9 protein-coding genes are annotated in these 16,994 nt (G+C 66.8%); 4 read left to right on the forward strand and 5 right to left on the reverse strand.

Going from position 1 to position 16,994, the window contains the following annotated elements; translation table 11 throughout:
* Window positions 1-17 precede the first annotated feature (17 nt).
* Window positions 18-2,549: a glycoside hydrolase family 3 protein gene (locus tag OC373_RS16080; RefSeq protein ID WP_261998076.1), complete on the reverse strand. Its 2,532-nt coding sequence runs from the start codon at window positions 2,547-2,549 to the stop codon at window positions 18-20.
* A gap of 343 nt (window positions 2,550-2,892) precedes the next feature.
* Between OC373_RS16080 and OC373_RS16085 the strand changes: the two genes are divergently transcribed.
* Window positions 2,893-3,900: a LacI family DNA-binding transcriptional regulator gene (locus tag OC373_RS16085; protein WP_261998077.1), complete on the forward strand. Its 1,008-nt coding sequence runs from the start codon at window positions 2,893-2,895 to the stop codon at window positions 3,898-3,900.
* A gap of 9 nt (window positions 3,901-3,909) precedes the next feature.
* Here the strand turns inward: OC373_RS16085 and OC373_RS16090 are convergent, their stop codons facing one another.
* Window positions 3,910-5,187: a sugar MFS transporter gene (locus tag OC373_RS16090; protein ID WP_046273074.1), complete on the reverse strand. Its 1,278-nt coding sequence runs from the start codon at window positions 5,185-5,187 to the stop codon at window positions 3,910-3,912.
* Between the two features lie 421 nt (window positions 5,188-5,608).
* Here OC373_RS16090 and OC373_RS16095 point away from each other — a divergent pair, with 421 nt between their 5' ends.
* From OC373_RS16095 to OC373_RS16105, 3 genes are all read left to right on the forward strand, one after another.
* Window positions 5,609-8,620 (forward strand): TonB-dependent receptor, encoded by a 3,012-nt coding sequence (locus OC373_RS16095; protein ID WP_019183504.1) that lies wholly within the window; start codon window positions 5,609-5,611, stop codon window positions 8,618-8,620.
* A gap of 111 nt (window positions 8,621-8,731) precedes the next feature.
* Window positions 8,732-9,748, forward strand: coding sequence for a cupin-like domain-containing protein (locus tag OC373_RS16100; protein ID WP_261998078.1), 1,017 nt, complete (start codon window positions 8,732-8,734; stop codon window positions 9,746-9,748).
* 216 nt (window positions 9,749-9,964) lie between these two features.
* Complete coding sequence (locus OC373_RS16105; RefSeq protein WP_261998079.1) at window positions 9,965-11,551, forward strand: sensor domain-containing diguanylate cyclase; 1,587 nt, start codon at window positions 9,965-9,967, stop codon at window positions 11,549-11,551.
* A 36-nt stretch (window positions 11,552-11,587) separates the two neighbouring features.
* Here OC373_RS16105 and OC373_RS16110 read toward each other — a convergent pair whose 3' ends face one another.
* The 3 genes from OC373_RS16110 to OC373_RS16120 form a co-directional block, all read right to left on the reverse strand.
* Window positions 11,588-12,463 (reverse strand): energy transducer TonB, encoded by an 876-nt coding sequence (locus tag OC373_RS16110; protein WP_261998080.1) that lies wholly within the window; start codon window positions 12,461-12,463, stop codon window positions 11,588-11,590.
* A 57-nt stretch (window positions 12,464-12,520) separates the two neighbouring features.
* Window positions 12,521-14,233, reverse strand: coding sequence for a bifunctional isocitrate dehydrogenase kinase/phosphatase (aceK, locus tag OC373_RS16115; protein ID WP_261998081.1), 1,713 nt, complete (start codon window positions 14,231-14,233; stop codon window positions 12,521-12,523).
* 183 nt (window positions 14,234-14,416) lie between these two features.
* Window positions 14,417-16,642, reverse strand: a complete 2,226-nt coding sequence (locus OC373_RS16120) for an NADP-dependent isocitrate dehydrogenase (RefSeq protein WP_261998082.1) — start codon at window positions 16,640-16,642, stop codon at window positions 14,417-14,419.
* Window positions 16,643-16,994: the final 352 nt, after the last annotated feature.

Raw genomic sequence — 16,994 nt, forward strand, 5'->3', positions numbered from 1 at the left:
CCGGGCAGAGCCCGGCGCTACGGGCAGCGCACCCCGCCCGCCGCGTTGTCTGCATCCACCGATACGCGCACCTGGGTGAACGCCGCCGCGAAGGGCGTGTCGGCGCTCACCACGAACGGTGCTTCCACCGCACCCAGGTCCACGCCCTGCTTGGCAAAGCACGCCAGCGGCACGGTCACGGTCTGCTTCTGCCCCGGCGAAAGCCTGGCCAGGACCGGCGCGATATCCACGCCGCCCTCGCAGCCGGTACCGCACTGCATGGTCACCTTCACCGGCGACACCGGGCGCTGCACCAGCTGCACATCGAACTGCAGCGCGCCGTGGTTGCGTGCCAGCGCACCCAGGTTGCGCCGCGAGGAACTGCGTGCGATCAACTGCGCCGGCGCCAGCCAGGTCACTTCCTTGGCATCCTGCTGGGTATTGATCTGCACGGTGCGTACCTGCACTACCGGCGCGGCGGCCGGCCAGCGCAACGTGGCGTTGAGATCGTTGCCCAGCGGCTGGGTGGCACCAGCGGCCGCCACATGCAGCGCGAACGGCGGCGTGTCGGCCCGGTTGAAGATCGGCAGCGTGGTGACCTCGCCGCAGTTGTCCGGGTTGGCTTCGGGCAGGCGGTCGACCTTGCCCGGGGTGCGGTAACTCAGGCCGTGGCCAAGCGCGAACAGCGGCGGCTGCTTCGGATCCGGACGGTCGATCGGCGCCGGGCACGGCACGCCCGGCCACGGGAAGCTCAGGCGCCCGCGGAAATCACGCGCGGGCTTGCCGTCCTTGCCAGCCACCAGCACGTCGGTGATGCCCTTGCCTTCGGTACCCGGCAGCCACGCCGCCACGAAGGCCTGGGAGTGGTTGAGCAGGTCGTTGGTGTACATCGGGCGCCCGGAGAAGTACACGGTCACCACCGGCTTGCCACTGGCCTGGGCCGCGCGCAGCACGGCCAGATCCTGCGGATAGGCACGGCTGTGGCTGACCGGATCGGACGCGAGGATGTCGCCGTTGGTTTCGGCATATGGCGTCTCGCCGATCACGGCCACCACGACGTCGAACTGCGCGGGATCCAGCGCCGTCGCATCGGCGCTGTAGGCAACCTTCTGTGCGCCAAGTTCGGCACGCAGCGCCCCCAGCACCGAATCGCCAGTGGGGAAATCGGCATTGCGGTTCTCGGTGCCCTGCCAGGTCAGCGACCAGCCACCGGACTGATCGGACAGGTTGTCGGCACTCTTGCCGACCACCATCACCCGCGCATCGCGGCGCAGTGGCAACACCTTGGCCTCGTTCTTGAGCAGCACCAGCGACTCGCGCACGGCCTGGCGCGCCAGCTCACGGTGCTGCACGGCGGCGACGTCACCGGCATGACGGCTGTCGGACGGCTTGTGATCGAACAGGCCCGCGCGCAGCTTCACGCGCAGGATGCGGGTGACCGCATCATCGATGCGCGCCATCGGGATCTCCCCGCTCTCCACCTGGGCGATGGTGTTGGCGATGAAGGCCTTCCAGTCGTCGGGCACCATCACCATGTCGATGCCGGCGTTGATCGCCTGCGCACAGCTGTCGTTGCGGCAGCCCGGCACCTGGGCGATGCCGTTCCAGTCGGAGACGACGAAACCGTCGAAGCCCATCTTCTCCTTCAGCGCGCCGGTCAGCAGCGCTTTGTTGCCGTGCATCTTGCCGTAGTCGACGCCACCGCTGCGGTCGTTCCAGCTGTTGAACGAGGCCATCACCGTCTGCACGCCTTCGCCAAGCGCACCGTAGTAGCCCTGCCCGTGCACGTTGATCATGGTGGCCTTGTCGACCAGCGCTTCGCCCTGGTCGCGGCCGCTGTCGGTCGCGCCATCGCCGATGTAGTGCTTGGCGGTGGCAACGACATTGCCGTCGTCGCCGAAGCGCCCCTGCGCACCCCTGACGTAGGCCTGGGCGAATTCGCGTACCACGTGCGGGTCGGAGGAATAGCTTTCGTAGGTGCGCCCCCAACGTGGATCGTGCGCCACTGCCAGCGTCGGCGCGAACACCCAGTCGATGCCGGTGGCGCGCACCGCGTGTGCGGTGGCCCGGCCGATCCGCTCGATCAGCGCGGCGTCGCCGGCCGCGCCCAGCCCGATGTTGTGCGGGAACAGCGTGGCACCGTAGACGTTGTTGTGGCCGTGCACCGCATCGGTGCCCCAGATCACCGGGATCGGCGTGCGCGCATCGGTGGCCAGCGAGGCCGCCCGATACGCATCGGCCAACTGCAGCCACTGCGCGACCGTGGCGTGCTTGTCCATGCCCGGCCAGGAGCCGCCGCCATTGAGGACCGAGCCGATGTAGTACTGGCGGACCTGGTCGGGCGTGATCATCTTGATCTCGGGCTGGGTCATCTGGCCCACCTTCTGCGCCAGCGTCATCTGCGCCACGATCTGCTGCACCCGCGCCTCCAGCGCAGCATCCGGCCCGATCGCGCTGGTCACATGGGGCCAGTCCTTCAGGCGTTCACCGGTGGCCGGTGCGGCACCGGCCGTCGAGGCCAGCGCAGCCAGCAGGCAGGTAGCGAGAATCGTCTTGTTGGAGCTGGTCACTGGACATCTTCCTCTGATGAAATACGCGCGAACGGAACGGGCGGGACTGCAGCCGGGCGGCGGTCAGCGCCCCGCTCTGACAGCGCTGTCATATAAGCCCATGGCAACGCTGTCAACCGCCCGCGGCCACGCTTGCGACCGGCGTCCCGCTGCAGCGGGGGATCACCACCGGAGATGATGTCCAGGCCGTACTTGAACTGCTGCATCGCGACATGGAAAACCCGAACCCGCCACGCACGTCGCCGGCATGGCAACATCCGCCTGCATCGGCAACATCGATGTGACACACGCGCACTACCATCGGCACCTGGCCGCCCGCCCCTCCGAGAGGAACCCCCGCACCATGCGTAGTCGTATCGAGGATGTCGCCGCCGTTGCGGGTGTATCGATCAAGACGGTCTCCCGCGTGCTCAACAACGAGCCCAACGTACGCGCGGAAACCCGCGAGCGGGTGCTGGCCGCCGTGACGCGCCTGGGCTACAAGCCCAACCTCTCCGCGCGCAGCCTGGCCGGGCAGCGCTCGTATGCACTGGCGCTGGTCTACAACAATCCCTCGCGCAACTACCTGATGGAAATCCAGAACGGGATGCTGGAGGCGTGCCATGCGCACCATTACAACCTGATCCTGGGCCCGGTCGGCACGGCGCGCCGCACCCTGCCCGACCTGGCCGCGTTGTTCGAGAATTCGCGCCCGGACGGGGTGGTGCTGATCCCGCCGCTGACCGACGACGCGGTGGTGCTGGCCTACCTGGAAGAGCATGAGATTCCGTATGCGTCCATCGCACCGCGGCATCCGGACGGCTGCATCGGCGTGCGCATGGATGAGACCACCGCAGTGGTTGAACTGATCGGTCACCTGGTCGCGCAGGGGCATCGCCGCATCGGCCATATCAAGGGCCCGCGCGCGCACGGCGCCTGCCAGTGGCGTCTGGCCGGCTACCGCCAGGCGTTGCGCCAGTACGGCATCGCCTACGAGCCGGCGCTGGTGGTCAACGGGCAGTTCTCGTTCGAATCCGGCATCGAGGCGGCCAATGCACTGCTGGACCTGCCGGAGCCACCGAGCGCGATCTTCGCCGCCAACGATGACATGGCCGCCGCGGTGTTCCGCGTCGCCGGGCAGCGCGGCCTGCGCATTCCCCGCGACCTGTCGGTCTGCGGCTTCGATGACACGCCGATCGCCGGGCACATCTACCCGGCGCTGACCACCGTGCGCCAGCCGACCGCCTCCATGGGCAGGCTGGCCACCGAGCAGTTGATCGACCGCATCCGCTCCCCGGAGGCCGGGGTCATGGTCACCGTCGACCATGCGGTGCTGGTGCGCGAATCCACGCACCCCCCGCGTCGCCGCTGAGCGCCTGCCTCAGTGGCTGTGGCGTGAACCGCGCCAGGCGTAGAAGGCAATGAACAGGTAGCACAGCATCGGCAGCAGGAAGGACACCTGCAGCCCGTGATGGTCGGCCAGCCAGCCCATCGCCAGCGGGATCACCGCGCCGCCCACGATCGCCATCACCAGCAGGCTGGAGGCCTGCCCGGTCAACGTGCCCAGGCGGGCGATGGCCAGCGCGAAGATCGTCGGGAACATGATCGAGTTGAACAGGCCGATGCTGACCACGCTCCACTTGGCCAGGTTGCCGCTGCCGAGCATCGTCACCGTCAGCAGGGCGATCACGATCAACGCGAAGACCCCCAGCATGCGGCGCGGGTCCAGCCGGGTCAGCAACGCTGCACCCAGCAGACGGCCAACCAGCGCCCCCCCCCAATACAGCGACACGTAGCGCGTGGCTTCCTGCTCGGTCAGCCCCTCACCGATACCGGGCATCGAAAGGAAATTGACCAGCACGCTGCCGATCGAGACCTCCGCGCCCACGTAGAAGAAGATGGCCAGCACGCCATAGCGCAGGTGGCGATGGCGCAGCGCATCGCGCAGGCGGCCACTGCCGGTGGCGGCCGCGCCTTCCACGCCGGGAATGGCCGGCAGGCGGAACATCCAGATCGCCACCGCCAGCACGAACAGTGCGACGGCCAGGCCGAAGTACGGCAGCTGCACCGATTGCGCCTCGGCGGCGCGGTAAGCCAGTGCCTCGGCCTGCGGCAGCAGGGCCAGTTCATCGGCGGTGCGCGGCGCGGCCGAGAGAATCAGCAAGCCGCCGAACAACGGCGCGATCGTGGTGCCCAGCGCGTTCATCGACTGCGCCAGGGTCAGCCGGCTGGAGCTGGTCTGCTCCGGACCAAGCAGCGCAACATAGGGATTGGCAGCGACCTGCAGCACGGTGATGCCGGTGGCCAGCACGAACAGCGCGCCGAGGAACAGGCCATACACATGCGCCTGTGCTGCCGGCCAGAACAACAGCGCGCCCACACCGGCGATGGCCAGGCCGGCAACGATGCCGCGCTTGTAGCCCACCGCCGCGACCAGGCGCCCGGCGGGCAGCGACATCAGGAAGTACGCGCCGAAGAAGGTGAACTGGACCAGCATCGCCTGCACCCAGGTGAGCGCGAACGCCGCCTTCAGGTGCGGAATCAGGATGTCGTTGAGGCAGGTGAGGAAACCCCACATGAAAAAGATGGCGGTGACCACGGCCAGTGCAACGCCATTGCTTTGCACATGTTGTCCGCGGACGGCAGCAGGAGTGTCCATTGCATGTCCTTCCAGATTGGGAGAGCCGGCCAGTCGGCGGCCAGACATGGAACCTGCTTGGACCGCGATTGTCCAGCGCTGTCAGCCATCCGCTGCCCGTGGCCCGCGATGCTGCGGTGCGTGCACGCGAATCACTTCGCGCAGTTTCGTTCTGCACTGCACAACGCGTGTGCATCCTCCTTCCGGTGGCCGACGTCCCGGTGAAATCGGGCCACAACGCCTGCGTTGTAGTGCTTCCGCCGCGCAGGTGCCCGATGTGCAGGCAACGTGGAACGCGTGACGATGGCCAGGGAAAGCGCAGCGGGGACGTCGTTTGTTGACAACGCTGTCAACCATGGCTCCAATCCGGGCCGTGCGCACTGGAACCCGCGCCGACACAACGCAGAACCGCCACGATCGAATTCCCTGGGGAGGGATCATCATGAAGACGTACAAGGCCGTACCCCGCAAGGCGATGCTCACCTCCGCACTTCTCGCTGTCCTGGCCGGCCCGGCCTGGGCGCAGGATCCCGCGGCCCGGGAAACCTCCACGACAGCCCCGAATGGCGTCGACCCCACCACGCTGGATGCGGTGCAGGTCACCGGCATCCGTGGCAGCCTCACCTCGTCGATGAACCTCAAGCGCGACAGCCAGGGCGTGGTCGACGGCATCGTTGCCGAGGACATCGGCAAGTTCCCGGATACCAACCTGGCCGAATCGCTGCAGCGCATCAGCGGCGTGTCGATCGACCGTACCTCCAGCGGCGAGGGCTCCAAGGTGACCGTCCGCGGCATCGGCCCGGACTACAACCTGGTGCTCCTGAACGGCCGGCAGATGCCGGCGTCCAACCTCGGCAACGGCGGTGCCGGCCTGAACGGCTCGCGATCGTTCGACTTTGCGAACATCGCCTCCGAATCGATTTCGGCCGTCGAGGTCTACAAGACCACCCGCGCCGACAATCCGACCGGCGGCATCGGTGCCACCATCAACATCAAGACGCTGCGTCCACTGGAGGCGGCGCCGGTCGTCAGCCTGGGCCTGAAGGCGGTGCACGACACCTCCAACGACAACGTGCCGCGCACGCTGCAAGGGTCCAACATCACCGGTGAGCTGTCGGGCATCTTCAGCCAGACCTACGCCGACGGACGCTTCGGCGTTGCACTCAGTGCCAGCCACCAGGAACGCGATTCCGGCTTCAACCAGGCGACCGTGGCCGAAGGCTGGGCGACGCTTCGTGGCAGCGACACCACCGACTGGCGTGCATTGCCACAACCCGGCACGGGCTATGCCGACCGGATCACCAACCGCCCGGGCCCCGATGATATCTATGGCCGCCCGCAGAACTCGGCCTACAACGTCAATGCGGTACAGCGGCAGCGCACCAACGGGCAGGCCACGTTCCAGTGGAAGCCGCTGGACAACGTGACCACCACGCTGGACTACACCTATGTCGAGAACAAGGTCCAGCAGCAGCGCAGCGAACTGTCGGTGTGGTTCAACTACGGCCCCGGCGACAGCACCTGGACCAACGGCCCGGTTGCCGCGCCGATCGTCTACAGCGAAGACGTGGTCAACGGCGACGTGGCCATGGGCGGCATGAAGCTGGCGACCAAGAACAACATGGAAGCGGTGGGCTTCAACGTCGAGTGGGAGGTCAACGATGCGCTGGACATGACCTTCGACTACAACCGCGCCAGTGCCGAATCGCAGCCCGATGGCCCCTACGGCTCGGCGGGCGTGCTGGGCGTCGCCGCTTACGTGCGTGGCAAGACCACGGTCGATTACAGCGGCGACCTCCCCATCATCAACATCGCACTGCCTCCTGGTGGCATCCAGGCATCGGATGCCCTGGTGACCGGCTCGGTCTTCCAGAACAGCTACAACAAGTCTGAAGTGGAGCAGCTGCAGGCCAAGGGCGTGTTCCGCTTTGCCGACTACTCCGCGCTGGATTTCGGCGTGGGCCACACCAAGGTGGACAACCGCTCGGCGGCGGCCATCATGCAGCGAGACAGCTGGGGCGGTGTCGGTACGCCTGCGGACTACGATGACAGCATCTGGTACGCCGATGACATGGCCAAGTACTTCAAGGCGTTCTCCGGCCACAACGATCCGCGCCTGACGGGCCAGTTCCTGGTGTTCGATTTCGACCGCCTGCGCGATCGTGCCGCCCAGGTGGCCAATGGCGTGGAACCGGCCTGCCCCACCTGCTATGTCGCCCCGACGGAATACTCCGAGGACATCCGCACCACGGAAACGTCCAAGAGTGCCTACCTGCAATACCGCACTACCTTTGACTGGAACATGCCGCTGCATATCGCCGCGGGTGTGCGCTACGAAGAAACCGAAGTGGAATCGCAGGCGCTGGTGCGCGTCCCGACCTCCATCAGCTGGAATTCGCTCAACGAGTTCAACATCACCTACGCCGACGAAGGCGCCTTCGTGGGTGGCAAGGGCAAGTACGACTACATCCTGCCCAATCTCGACCTGAAGCTGGACCTGAGCGAATCGTTGGCGCTGCGCGGCAGCTACAGCCGCAGTCTCGGCCGTCCGGGCTGGACGCAGATCGAAAGCGGGCAGCGTCTGGACAACATCGTGCGCACCCAGGGCGGCACCGGCTCGCGTGGCAACCCGGCACTGGAGCCGTTGCTCTCGGACAACTTCGATCTCTCGCTGGAGTGGTACTACGGAGAGGCCAGCTACGCCTCGGTCGGCTTCTTCCGCAAGAACATCAAGAACTTCATCAGCAACACGATCGCGCGGGAGGATGCAGGCAGCCTGCACACCCCGGTGGGCGGCGCCTACTGGAACGAGGCACTGGCATCGGGCTGCGTGGCCACCGATACGGTGTGCATCCGCAACTACATCTTCACCAACCATGCCGGCGACCCGGGCGTGACCTCCACCGGCGTCAATTCCGCAGGGCAGCAGACCGGCAGCATCGTCGGCCAGCCGGGTGATCCGATTGCCGGGTTTGACGTCACCCTGCCGGCCAACCAGCGTTCGGACCACCTCCAGGGTTGGGAAGTGGCCGTGCAGCATCTGTTCGGCCAGTCCGGCTTTGGCGTGGCGGCAAACTACACCAAGGTGAAGTCCGGCCTGACCTTCGACAACCTCAGCCTGGGCGATCAGTATCCGATGATCGGCCTCAGCGACTCTGCCAATGCGGTGCTGTTCTACGACAAGAACGCCTGGCAGGTGCGTGCGGCCTACAACTGGCGCGACAAGTTCCTCAACGGCATCGGCGGCCAGGGCCCCAACCCGAACTACACCGAAGCCTACGGCCAGCTGGATCTCAACATCAGCTACGCGGTCAGCGAGCAGCTGACCCTGAGCCTGGAAGCGATCAACCTGACCGACGAGACCATGCGCACCTACTCGCGCCACACCAACATGCTGCGCTACGCCACCCAGACCGGCCCGCGGTACATGTTCGGCGTCCGTTACAAGTTCTGAGTCGGCACTGCCGAGCTGCAGCACCGGAAGGCCGCGCTCATCCCGCGGCCTTCCGCTTCCCTCACCTGCGCGCTACCGTGGGCGCCACCCGCCCCTGCCATCAGGATGCCGATGTCCGCCATGCCCGGCCCGATCGAGGAACTGCATGATCTGGATCCGGCGCAGCTGCACGCGCAGTTGCCCGGCTGGACCACGCCGAAGGTGATCCGCGGGCTGGTGGCCAGGTGGCCGCTGGTCGCCGCAGCGACCCGGTCCGCGCAGGCGGCGGTTGACCATCTCAAGCAGTTCGATCACGGCGCGCTGCCAGTCACTGCCACCACGGCGCCACCGGAGGCCCGGGGACGGGTGTTCTACAACGCGGACATGAGCGGCTTCAATTTCCGCCGCGAGCAGATCCCGTTGAAGGTCGTGCTCGATACCCTGCTCAAGTACGCGCCGGCACCGGCACCGCCGTCGATCTATGTGGCATCGACCACGCTGGACAGCTTCCTGCCTGGCTTCCGCCAGACCAATGCGCTGGAACTGGGGGTGGACGATCCGCTGGCCAGCATCTGGATCGGCAACCGCTCGCGCATCGCCGCCCACCAGGACGTGCCGGACAACCTGGCCTGCGTAGCCGCCGGCCGCCGCCGCGTCACCCTGTTCCCCCCATCGCAGGTGGGCAATCTGTATATCGGGCCACTGGATTTCACGCCGGCCGGGCAGGCGGTCAGCCTGGTCGATTTCGCCGCACCGGACCTGGTGCGGTTTCCACGCTTCAGCGCGGCACTGGCGCACGCACAGGTGGCCGAGCTGGGGCCGGGCGATGCCGTGTTCATTCCATCGCTGTGGTGGCACCACATGGAAGGGCTGGAGGCGTTCAACGTGCTGGTGAATTACTGGTGGCGGCCGGTGCCGGCGTGGATGGATGCGCCGATGAACGCATTGATGCTCTCGCTGCTGGCGATCCGCGATCTGCCGCCGGCGCAGCGCGCGCATTGGCAGGCGATGTTCCAGCATTACGTCTTCCAGGCCGATGAACACACCACCGCGCACATCCCCGAGGCCGTACGCGGTGTGCTCGGACCACTGGACCAGGCCGGCGCCGATCACCTGCGCGGCGTACTGCGCAGGCGCCTGGAACGCTGAAGGCCGCCACCGCGGTGCCCACTTCACCCACGTGGGGGTGTAATCCGCAATAATCGCCGCCCAAAGAGTTGTTGACCGCCCGGGGGCGGGGTCGTCGAAAGGCGGGCGCGGCACGCGCACCGGTTCGGCACTGTGTCGTGCGCTCCTGACTGCTTCGCTGCTGCCGTTCCATCCGCGTGTTCCGGTTGGTGCTGCACCCTGCTGCCCGTGAACCGCATGCGCCCGTTGTCCGCCCGCCTCAACCTCGGCACGTTGATCCTTGCCCTGGCCCTGCTCAGCGCGATCATCGCCCTGGCCAACACCCTGCATGCCAGCTACCGCGTGCAGCGCGAACAGTTGATCGGCAACACGCTGGAAGCCAACCGCGTGTACGCCAGCAAGCTCGCCGAATCGACCCAGAACTTCGTGCTCTCCGCTCAGCAGCAGGTGGCCTACAGCGCCACCCTGCTCGGCCAGCGCCGGCATGATCGCCAGGCGCTGGAGGCCGAGGCCGCCCGCCTGCAACTGCAGACCAACAGCTTCAACTCGGTGTTGATCGTCGATGCCGGTGGCACCGTGCTGGCCACCTCACCGCAGAGTCTTGCCCTGCAGGGCGTGCTGCTCAACAGTGCCGGCAACCGCGACGCCCTCGCCCGGCGTGCGCCGTTCATCAGCGATCCGTACCAGTCGGCCACCGGCCGGCTGCTGGTGGCGATCTCGCACCCGATCTTCTCCGCGCAGGGCCAGTACCAGGGCTACGTCAGCGGCACCATCTACCTGCGCCAGCGCAGCATCCTGCAGTCGTTGCTGGGCAAGCACTACTACCGCGATGGCTCCTACCTGTACGTGGTCGACCGCAACGGCCGCATCCTGTACCACATCGAGCAGGACCGGGTCGGCCAGTTCGCGCTGCAGAACCCGGCCGTGCAGGCAGTCACCCAGGGCCACTCGGGCGCCCAACAGGTGCGCAATACCCATGGCGTGCAGATGCTGGCCGGCTACGCCCCGGTACCGAGTGTCGGCTGGGGCGTGGTGGCCCAGCGCCCGACCACGGCCACCCTGGCATCCTTGTCGCAGCTGATGTCCTCGGTGATCTGGAATGCGATCCCGCTGGGCATCCTGTCGCTGCTGATCACCTGGTGGTTTGCGCGGCGCATCTCGCTGCCCCTGTGGCAGCTGGCGCGCAACGTGCAGAACCGCGACACCGGCATCGCGATCCGCCACGTCACCGGCATCCGCGCCTGGTACTACGAGGTCGCCCAGCTCAAGACCGCCCTGCTGTACAGCTTCAACCTGCTCCAGGACCGCATCGGCAAGCTCAACCGCGCCAGCATGACCGACCCGCTCACCGGCCTGCAGAACCGGCGTGGCCTGCAGCAGGGCCTGGAAGACTGGCAGGCGCGCGGCCAGCCGTTCGGGATCATCGCGCTGGATATCGACCGCTTCAAAACCATCAACGACCGCTTCGGGCACGCTGTCGGCGATGCGGTGATCCTGCGCATCGCGCAGCTGATGCGCAACGACGCGCGCGATACCGACCTGCTCTGCCGCAACGGTGGCGAGGAATTCCTGATCCTGCTGCCGGGCATCGATGCCGCCAAGGCTGCCCAGGTTGCCGAGCGCCTGCGCGTGCAGGTCGCCGCCGAAGTTTTCGAGCAGGTCGGCACAGTCACCGTATCGCTGGGCGTGGCCCACTACCCGACCTACCACGACGATCCGCAGCAGGCGCTGCGGCTGGCCGACAAGGCGCTGTACATGGCCAAGGAACAGGGCCGCAATCGCACCGTGGTGTACCCGCAGCCCGGCAGTCCGGGCGTTGGTTGAGGGACCGCGGGCGCGACGCCCGCGCTCCTGGCAGCCTCAGCCGCCGAGCGGCGTCAGCAGCTTCGGCGCCTTGCTGGCGGCGTCGGCCATGAACACGCCGCCGGCGGGCAGCAGGTCGGCATTGGCATCGGCGCTCAGTGCCTTGTCGCTGCGCCACGGGGCCTGCTGGTGCGGGCCGGGAATGTAGGCATCCCAGCGGCCGTAGCGCTCCACCTCATCGCTGAACGAGAATCGCACCGGCACCCGGATGGTCCAGCTCGCCTCGTCCTTCTGATCTCCGGTAGAGGGCGCCTTGAAGATCCACTTACGTGCGGCGCCCATCGACACGCGGGCCAGCTTGTCGCGCATTTTCCGCATGTTCGCCTCGTTGGCGATCACACGAAGATTGACCTGCTCGGTGGCCACATCCAGCACCTTCCCGTCGCGCCCGACCTGTATCAACAGCAGTACATCGCCACGCCCGCGCGCATTGAAGACATCCTCGGGATACACCGGCGGCGTCATCTTCACCTTGGTGACGTTGTCGGTCGAGGTTTCGTCGTACGTTTCGAAATTCGCCGCCAGCAGCGTGATCAGGCCGGTGCCATCGGGGTTGTTCTTCGCACCCAGGCGGATGGTGGCCGGGGTACGTGCCTTGACGGCCTGGCCATTCACAAGCACCGGGGCGAAACGCCACGTCTTCACGGCATTTTCGACGAAGGTGACGATGGTCTCGTCGACCTGCGCGCGCTTGTCCAGACGGAACGCTTCGACCTGCCCTTCGGTGCCGATATCGATCTCGCCGGTAAGCACCATGCTGGCTTCGGCCTGCTCGCGCACCTCGCGCTTGGTCTGTGCGTCCGCATCGGGGACCACGACCATGCCCACGCCGCTTAAGGCCAATGCCAGGGCAAGAATAGGGGAACAACGCATCGCACTCTCTCCTTGTGGATGCCTGACAGCGTAGCGCAGTGGGAATCGGGTGGACAATCAGGCCAGCCGCAGCGCCCCGGCGTACGGCGGGGTATCCGGAAAATCACCGGCCGCGAAACCGGCCTGCAGCCGCTGCCACCACGCCGGATCGAACAGATGCCCGAAGTGCTCGCGCACCGCCGCCAGCTCGGGCGCCGGCAGCCCCATGAACATCCAGAAGCGCTCGGGAAACACGTCCTGGGGGCCGATCTGGAACCATGGCTCGTCGGCCAGCGCTTCCTCTTCGTTGCGCGGCGCCGGCCAGGCGCGGAAGGCACACTCGGTGACCAGGCACAGCTCATCGTAGTCGTAGAACACGGCACGCCCATGCCGCGACACGCCGAAGTTCTTCGGCAGCATGTCGCCGGGAAAGATGTTGTTGCGCGCCATGTCGGTGATCGCCTGCGCGTAGTCGAGCGCGGCAATGCGACGCGCCTCGGCGGTCTGCTCGCGCAGGTACAGATTGAGCGGACGGAAGCGTCGCTGCACGTAGCACAGCGCGATCACCAGTTCCTCGCCCTCCTCACGCACGCTGCCGGCGCACTGGGTCAGAAGTTCCTCGCGCAGCGCCGCGGAGAAACGCGACCGCGGGAAGCGCAGGTGCCGATAGGGCTGCGCGTCGAGCAGCCGGCCGACACGGTCCAGGTTGAATACCAGCGCATACTTCTCTTCGACCTGGTGCCGGGTCATGGTCTTGGGCCAGGCGAAACGGTCGCGGATCAGCTTGAACACCAGCGGATAGCTGGGCAGGGTGAACACCGCCATGACCATGCCGGGCGTGCCATCGGCATGCACCAGCTGCTCGCCGGGCTGGTCCTGGAAGTGACGGAAGAACGTGCGATAGCGCTCGGTCTTGCCCTGCTTGGCGCGCCCGAGCACGGTGTAGATCTCATCGACCGGCTTGCCCGGCAGCAGGCTGCGCAGGAACACCACCGCATCGCCAACGGTCGCCAGGTCGGCCTGGAAGTAGCTGCGCGAGACACCGAACAGATGCGCGAGATCGCGGCGCCGGCTCAGCACCGCATCGACGCGCAGGCCGCGCTCGTCATGGACCAGTGCGATCACGCAGGGCGAGAAGCGATGCTCGCCGAAGACGCGCCCCACCAGATAGGCGCGGCGCTCACGGTAGAACACCGTATCGAGCAGTTCGATGCTGCGCACCGGGTAATCCCCCCAATGTGCCAGATCGTCCTGCAGGCGCACGGCCACCGCCGCGGCGCAGCGCAGCTGGTGTGCATACGGCACATCGAACCGATAGTCGCCGAGCACGCGCATGAACGCGTCCGCCGGGCGCGTGGGAGAGAGCGTATAGCTGTGTCGCGCGACCGGATGGGTAATGGCATCGGACGGCTCCACGTCCATCGCCATGAACTCGATCGCACCGTCCACACCGCGGGTGGCGAACAACCGCCGCGCCAGTGTGTTGTAGAAGGTCTTGTAGAGCTCGGCGTCGATCAAGCCGGCCAGCAGTGCAGCGTAGGCGGGGCGTATGCGCAGCCACAGCGCGCGCTCACCGATGTCCGCGCCCGCTGCGCGGCGCAGGGCATCGACGGTCCCGGCGATGCACAGGTCGTACAGCCCGATGCGCTCCACGGCGTCCTGCCGGGCTCCGGCCCAGTCCCTCTGTTCGAAACGCTGGCGCGCGCGCCGGCTGATCGCCGCGAAGCGCGCATGGTAGTCCTCGAAGCCATCGCGGATCAGCCGCGCCAGCGCGTCCGGCGTCGCGTTCATGCGACGCCCCGGACGGAGCAATGATGGAACCGGCAGGAACAGCGAGCGCGCATGCAGCCACTTCCAGGGAACCTGTTGCCACCATACGGCAGCGACGGGGCGCTTGCCCAGCGGGCGCGCATGAAAAAACCCGCGCCGGAGCGCGGGTTCTTCATCGATCACCGCAATGGCGGGACCGTTGCCTTACAGCGCAGCCAGCGCGCTGTTGAAGGTGCTGCTGGGGCGCATCGCGGCGCTGGCCTTGGCCACGTCCGGGCGGTAGTAGCCACCGATATCGACCGCCTTGCCCTGCACCGCGGCCAGCTCACCGACGATGGCCTGCTCGTTGTCGGCCAGTGCCTTGGCCAGCGGCGCGAAACGGGCCTTCAGCGCGGCATCGTCGTCCTGCGCGGCCAGGGCCTGGGCCCAGTACAGCGCGATGTAGAAGTGACTGCCGCGGTTGTCGATGCCACCGAGCTTGCGCGACGGCGACTTGTCGTTGTCCAGGAACTGGCCGTTGGCCTGGTCCAGGGTCTTGGCCAGCACGGTGGCACCGGCGTTGTCGTAACGGTTGCCCAGGTGTTCCAGCGAAGCGGCCAGGGCGAGGAACTCACCGAGCGAATCCCAGCGCAGGTAATCCTCTTCCACGAACTGCTGCACGTGCTTGGGGGCCGAACCACCGGCACCGGTCTCGAACAGGCCACCACCGGCCATCAACGGCACGATGGAGAGCATCTTGGCGCTGGTGCCCAGCTCCATGATCGGGAACAGGTCGGTCAGGTAATCGCGCAGCACGTTGCCGGTCACCGAGATGGTGTCCTCACCCTTGCGGATGCGGTCCAGCGAGAAGGCGGTCGCCTCCACCGGCGCCAGGATGCGGATGTCCAGGCCGTTGGTGTCGTGGTCCTTCAGATAGGTCTCGACCTTGGCGATCACCTGTGCGTCGTGCGCGCGGTTCGCATCCAGCCAGAACACCGCAGGGGTGTTGCTCAGGCGGGCGCGGTTGACGGCCAGCTTCACCCAGTCCTGGATCGGGGCGTCCTTGGTCTGGCACATGCGCCAGATATCGCCGGTCTGCACGGCGTGCTCGAACACCACGGTGCCCGCCTCATCGGTGACGCGCACGGTGCCGTCGGCCGGAATCTGGAAGGTCTTGTCGTGCGAGCCGTATTCCTCGGCCTTCTGCGCCATCAGACCGACGTTCGGCACCGAGCCCATGGTGGCCGGGTCGAACGCGCCGTGGGTGCGGCAATCATCGATCACGGCCTGGTACACACCGGCGTAGCAACGGTCCGGAATGACGGCCTTGGTGTCCTGCAGCTTGCCGTCGGCATTCCACATGCCACCGGAGTCGCGGATCATCGCCGGCATCGAGGCGTCGACGATCACGTCGCTGGGCACGTGCAGGTTGGTGATGCCCTTGTCCGAATTGACCATGGCCAGGCCCGGGCGCTTGCCGTACTCGGCAGCCAGGTCGGCCTTGATCGCCTCCTGGGTTGCTTCCGGCAGCTGCGGCAGGCGCGCGAACAGATCGCCGATGCCGTTGTTCGGATCGAACCCGGCCTGCTTGAGCACGTCGGCGTGCTTGGCCAGCACGTCCTTGTAGAACTCTTCGACCACCACGCCGAACATGATCGGGTCGGAGACCTTCATCATGGTGGCCTTGAGGTGCAGCGAGAACAGCACGCCCTTGGCCTTGGCATCGGCGATCTGCGCCTGCACGAACGAGGCCAGCGCATTGCGGCTCATCACCGCGGCATCGACGATTTCACCGGCCTTGACCGCGGTCTTTTCCTTGAGCACGACGCTGCTGCCGTCGGCCTTGAACAGTTCGATCTTCAGGCTGCCGGCGTTGGCCAGCGTGGCCGACTTCTCGCTGCCGTAGAAGTCACCGCCATCCATGTGCGCAACGTGCGACTTGGAGTCCTTGGACCACTTGCCCATGCGGTGCGGGTGCTTGCGCGCGTAGTTCTTGACCGACAGCGGCGCGCGGCGATCGGAATTGCCTTCGCGCAGCACCGGGTTCACCGCACTGCCCTTGACCTTGTCGTAGCGCGCCTTGATGTCGCGCGAGACGTCGTCGGTCGGCACGTCCGGGTAGTTCGGCAGCGCGAAGCCCTGGTCCTGCAGTTCCTTGATCGCGGCCTTGAGCTGCGGCACCGAGGCGCTGATGTTGGGCAGCTTGATGATGTTCGCATCCGGGGTGGTCGCCAGCTGGCCCAGTTCGGCCAGGTGGTCGGCCTCTTTCTGGTCATCCTTCAGGTAATCCGGGAACAGGGCCAGGATGCGGCCGGACAGCGAGATGTCGCGGGTTTCCACGGCGATGCCGGCGGTGGCGGTGTAGGCCTCGACGATCGGCAGCAGCGACTGCGTGGCCAGGAACGGGGCTTCATCGGTGAGCGTGTAGAGAATCTTGGGCGTGTTCGACATGGGGGATCAGGGCTCTCTTGCAGATCTCGTGAATGATGGCCGACGGCAATGCCGGGCCGCGTGCAACCGTGTCGCGTGCAGGGCCTGGCGCAGCGGGCCCGCACTTTCCCCGGGGACCGCGCCGACCAACGGCGCGCACGGCGGGAAACCCCCGCATTGTCGCGTTTTCAGCCCCCCGGAGCAAAGCCATCCCATACGCAAACGTACTGGAACGGTGTGATGCGTTGGCGCGCAGCAACGGCCAAGGCGGCCTTCAGGCACAGAACCGCTCACTCGGGAACCGATGCAGCCTTCTGGACACCGTCCACCCGTTCCGTGAGCGGCATTCTCCAGAGGCTTTGGTGGGGGCAGC

This window comes from Stenotrophomonas sp. Ste96 (assembly GCF_024519495.1).
GTDB lineage: Bacteria > Pseudomonadota > Gammaproteobacteria > Xanthomonadales > Xanthomonadaceae > Stenotrophomonas > Stenotrophomonas bentonitica_A.

What these genes read in the sequence shown, in the direction of transcription:
- OC373_RS16085 (WP_261998077.1), top strand. Translation starts at nt 2,893, where the DNA reads ATGCGTAGTCGTATCGAGGATGTCGCCGCCGTTGCGGGTGTATCGATC.
- OC373_RS16100 (WP_261998078.1), top strand. Translation starts at nt 8,732, where the DNA reads ATGTCCGCCATGCCCGGCCCGATCGAGGAACTGCATGATCTGGATCCG.
- OC373_RS16095 (WP_019183504.1), top strand. Translation starts at nt 5,609, where the DNA reads ATGAAGACGTACAAGGCCGTACCCCGCAAGGCGATGCTCACCTCCGCA.
- OC373_RS16110 (WP_261998080.1), bottom strand. Translation starts at nt 12,463, where the DNA reads ATGCGTTGTTCCCCTATTCTTGCCCTGGCATTGGCCTTAAGCGGCGTG.
- OC373_RS16090 (WP_046273074.1), bottom strand. Translation starts at nt 5,187, where the DNA reads ATGGACACTCCTGCTGCCGTCCGCGGACAACATGTGCAAAGCAATGGC.
- OC373_RS16105 (WP_261998079.1), top strand. Translation starts at nt 9,965, where the DNA reads ATGCGCCCGTTGTCCGCCCGCCTCAACCTCGGCACGTTGATCCTTGCC.
- aceK (WP_261998081.1), bottom strand. Translation starts at nt 14,233, where the DNA reads ATGAACGCGACGCCGGACGCGCTGGCGCGGCTGATCCGCGATGGCTTC.
- OC373_RS16120 (WP_261998082.1), bottom strand. Translation starts at nt 16,642, where the DNA reads ATGTCGAACACGCCCAAGATTCTCTACACGCTCACCGATGAAGCCCCG.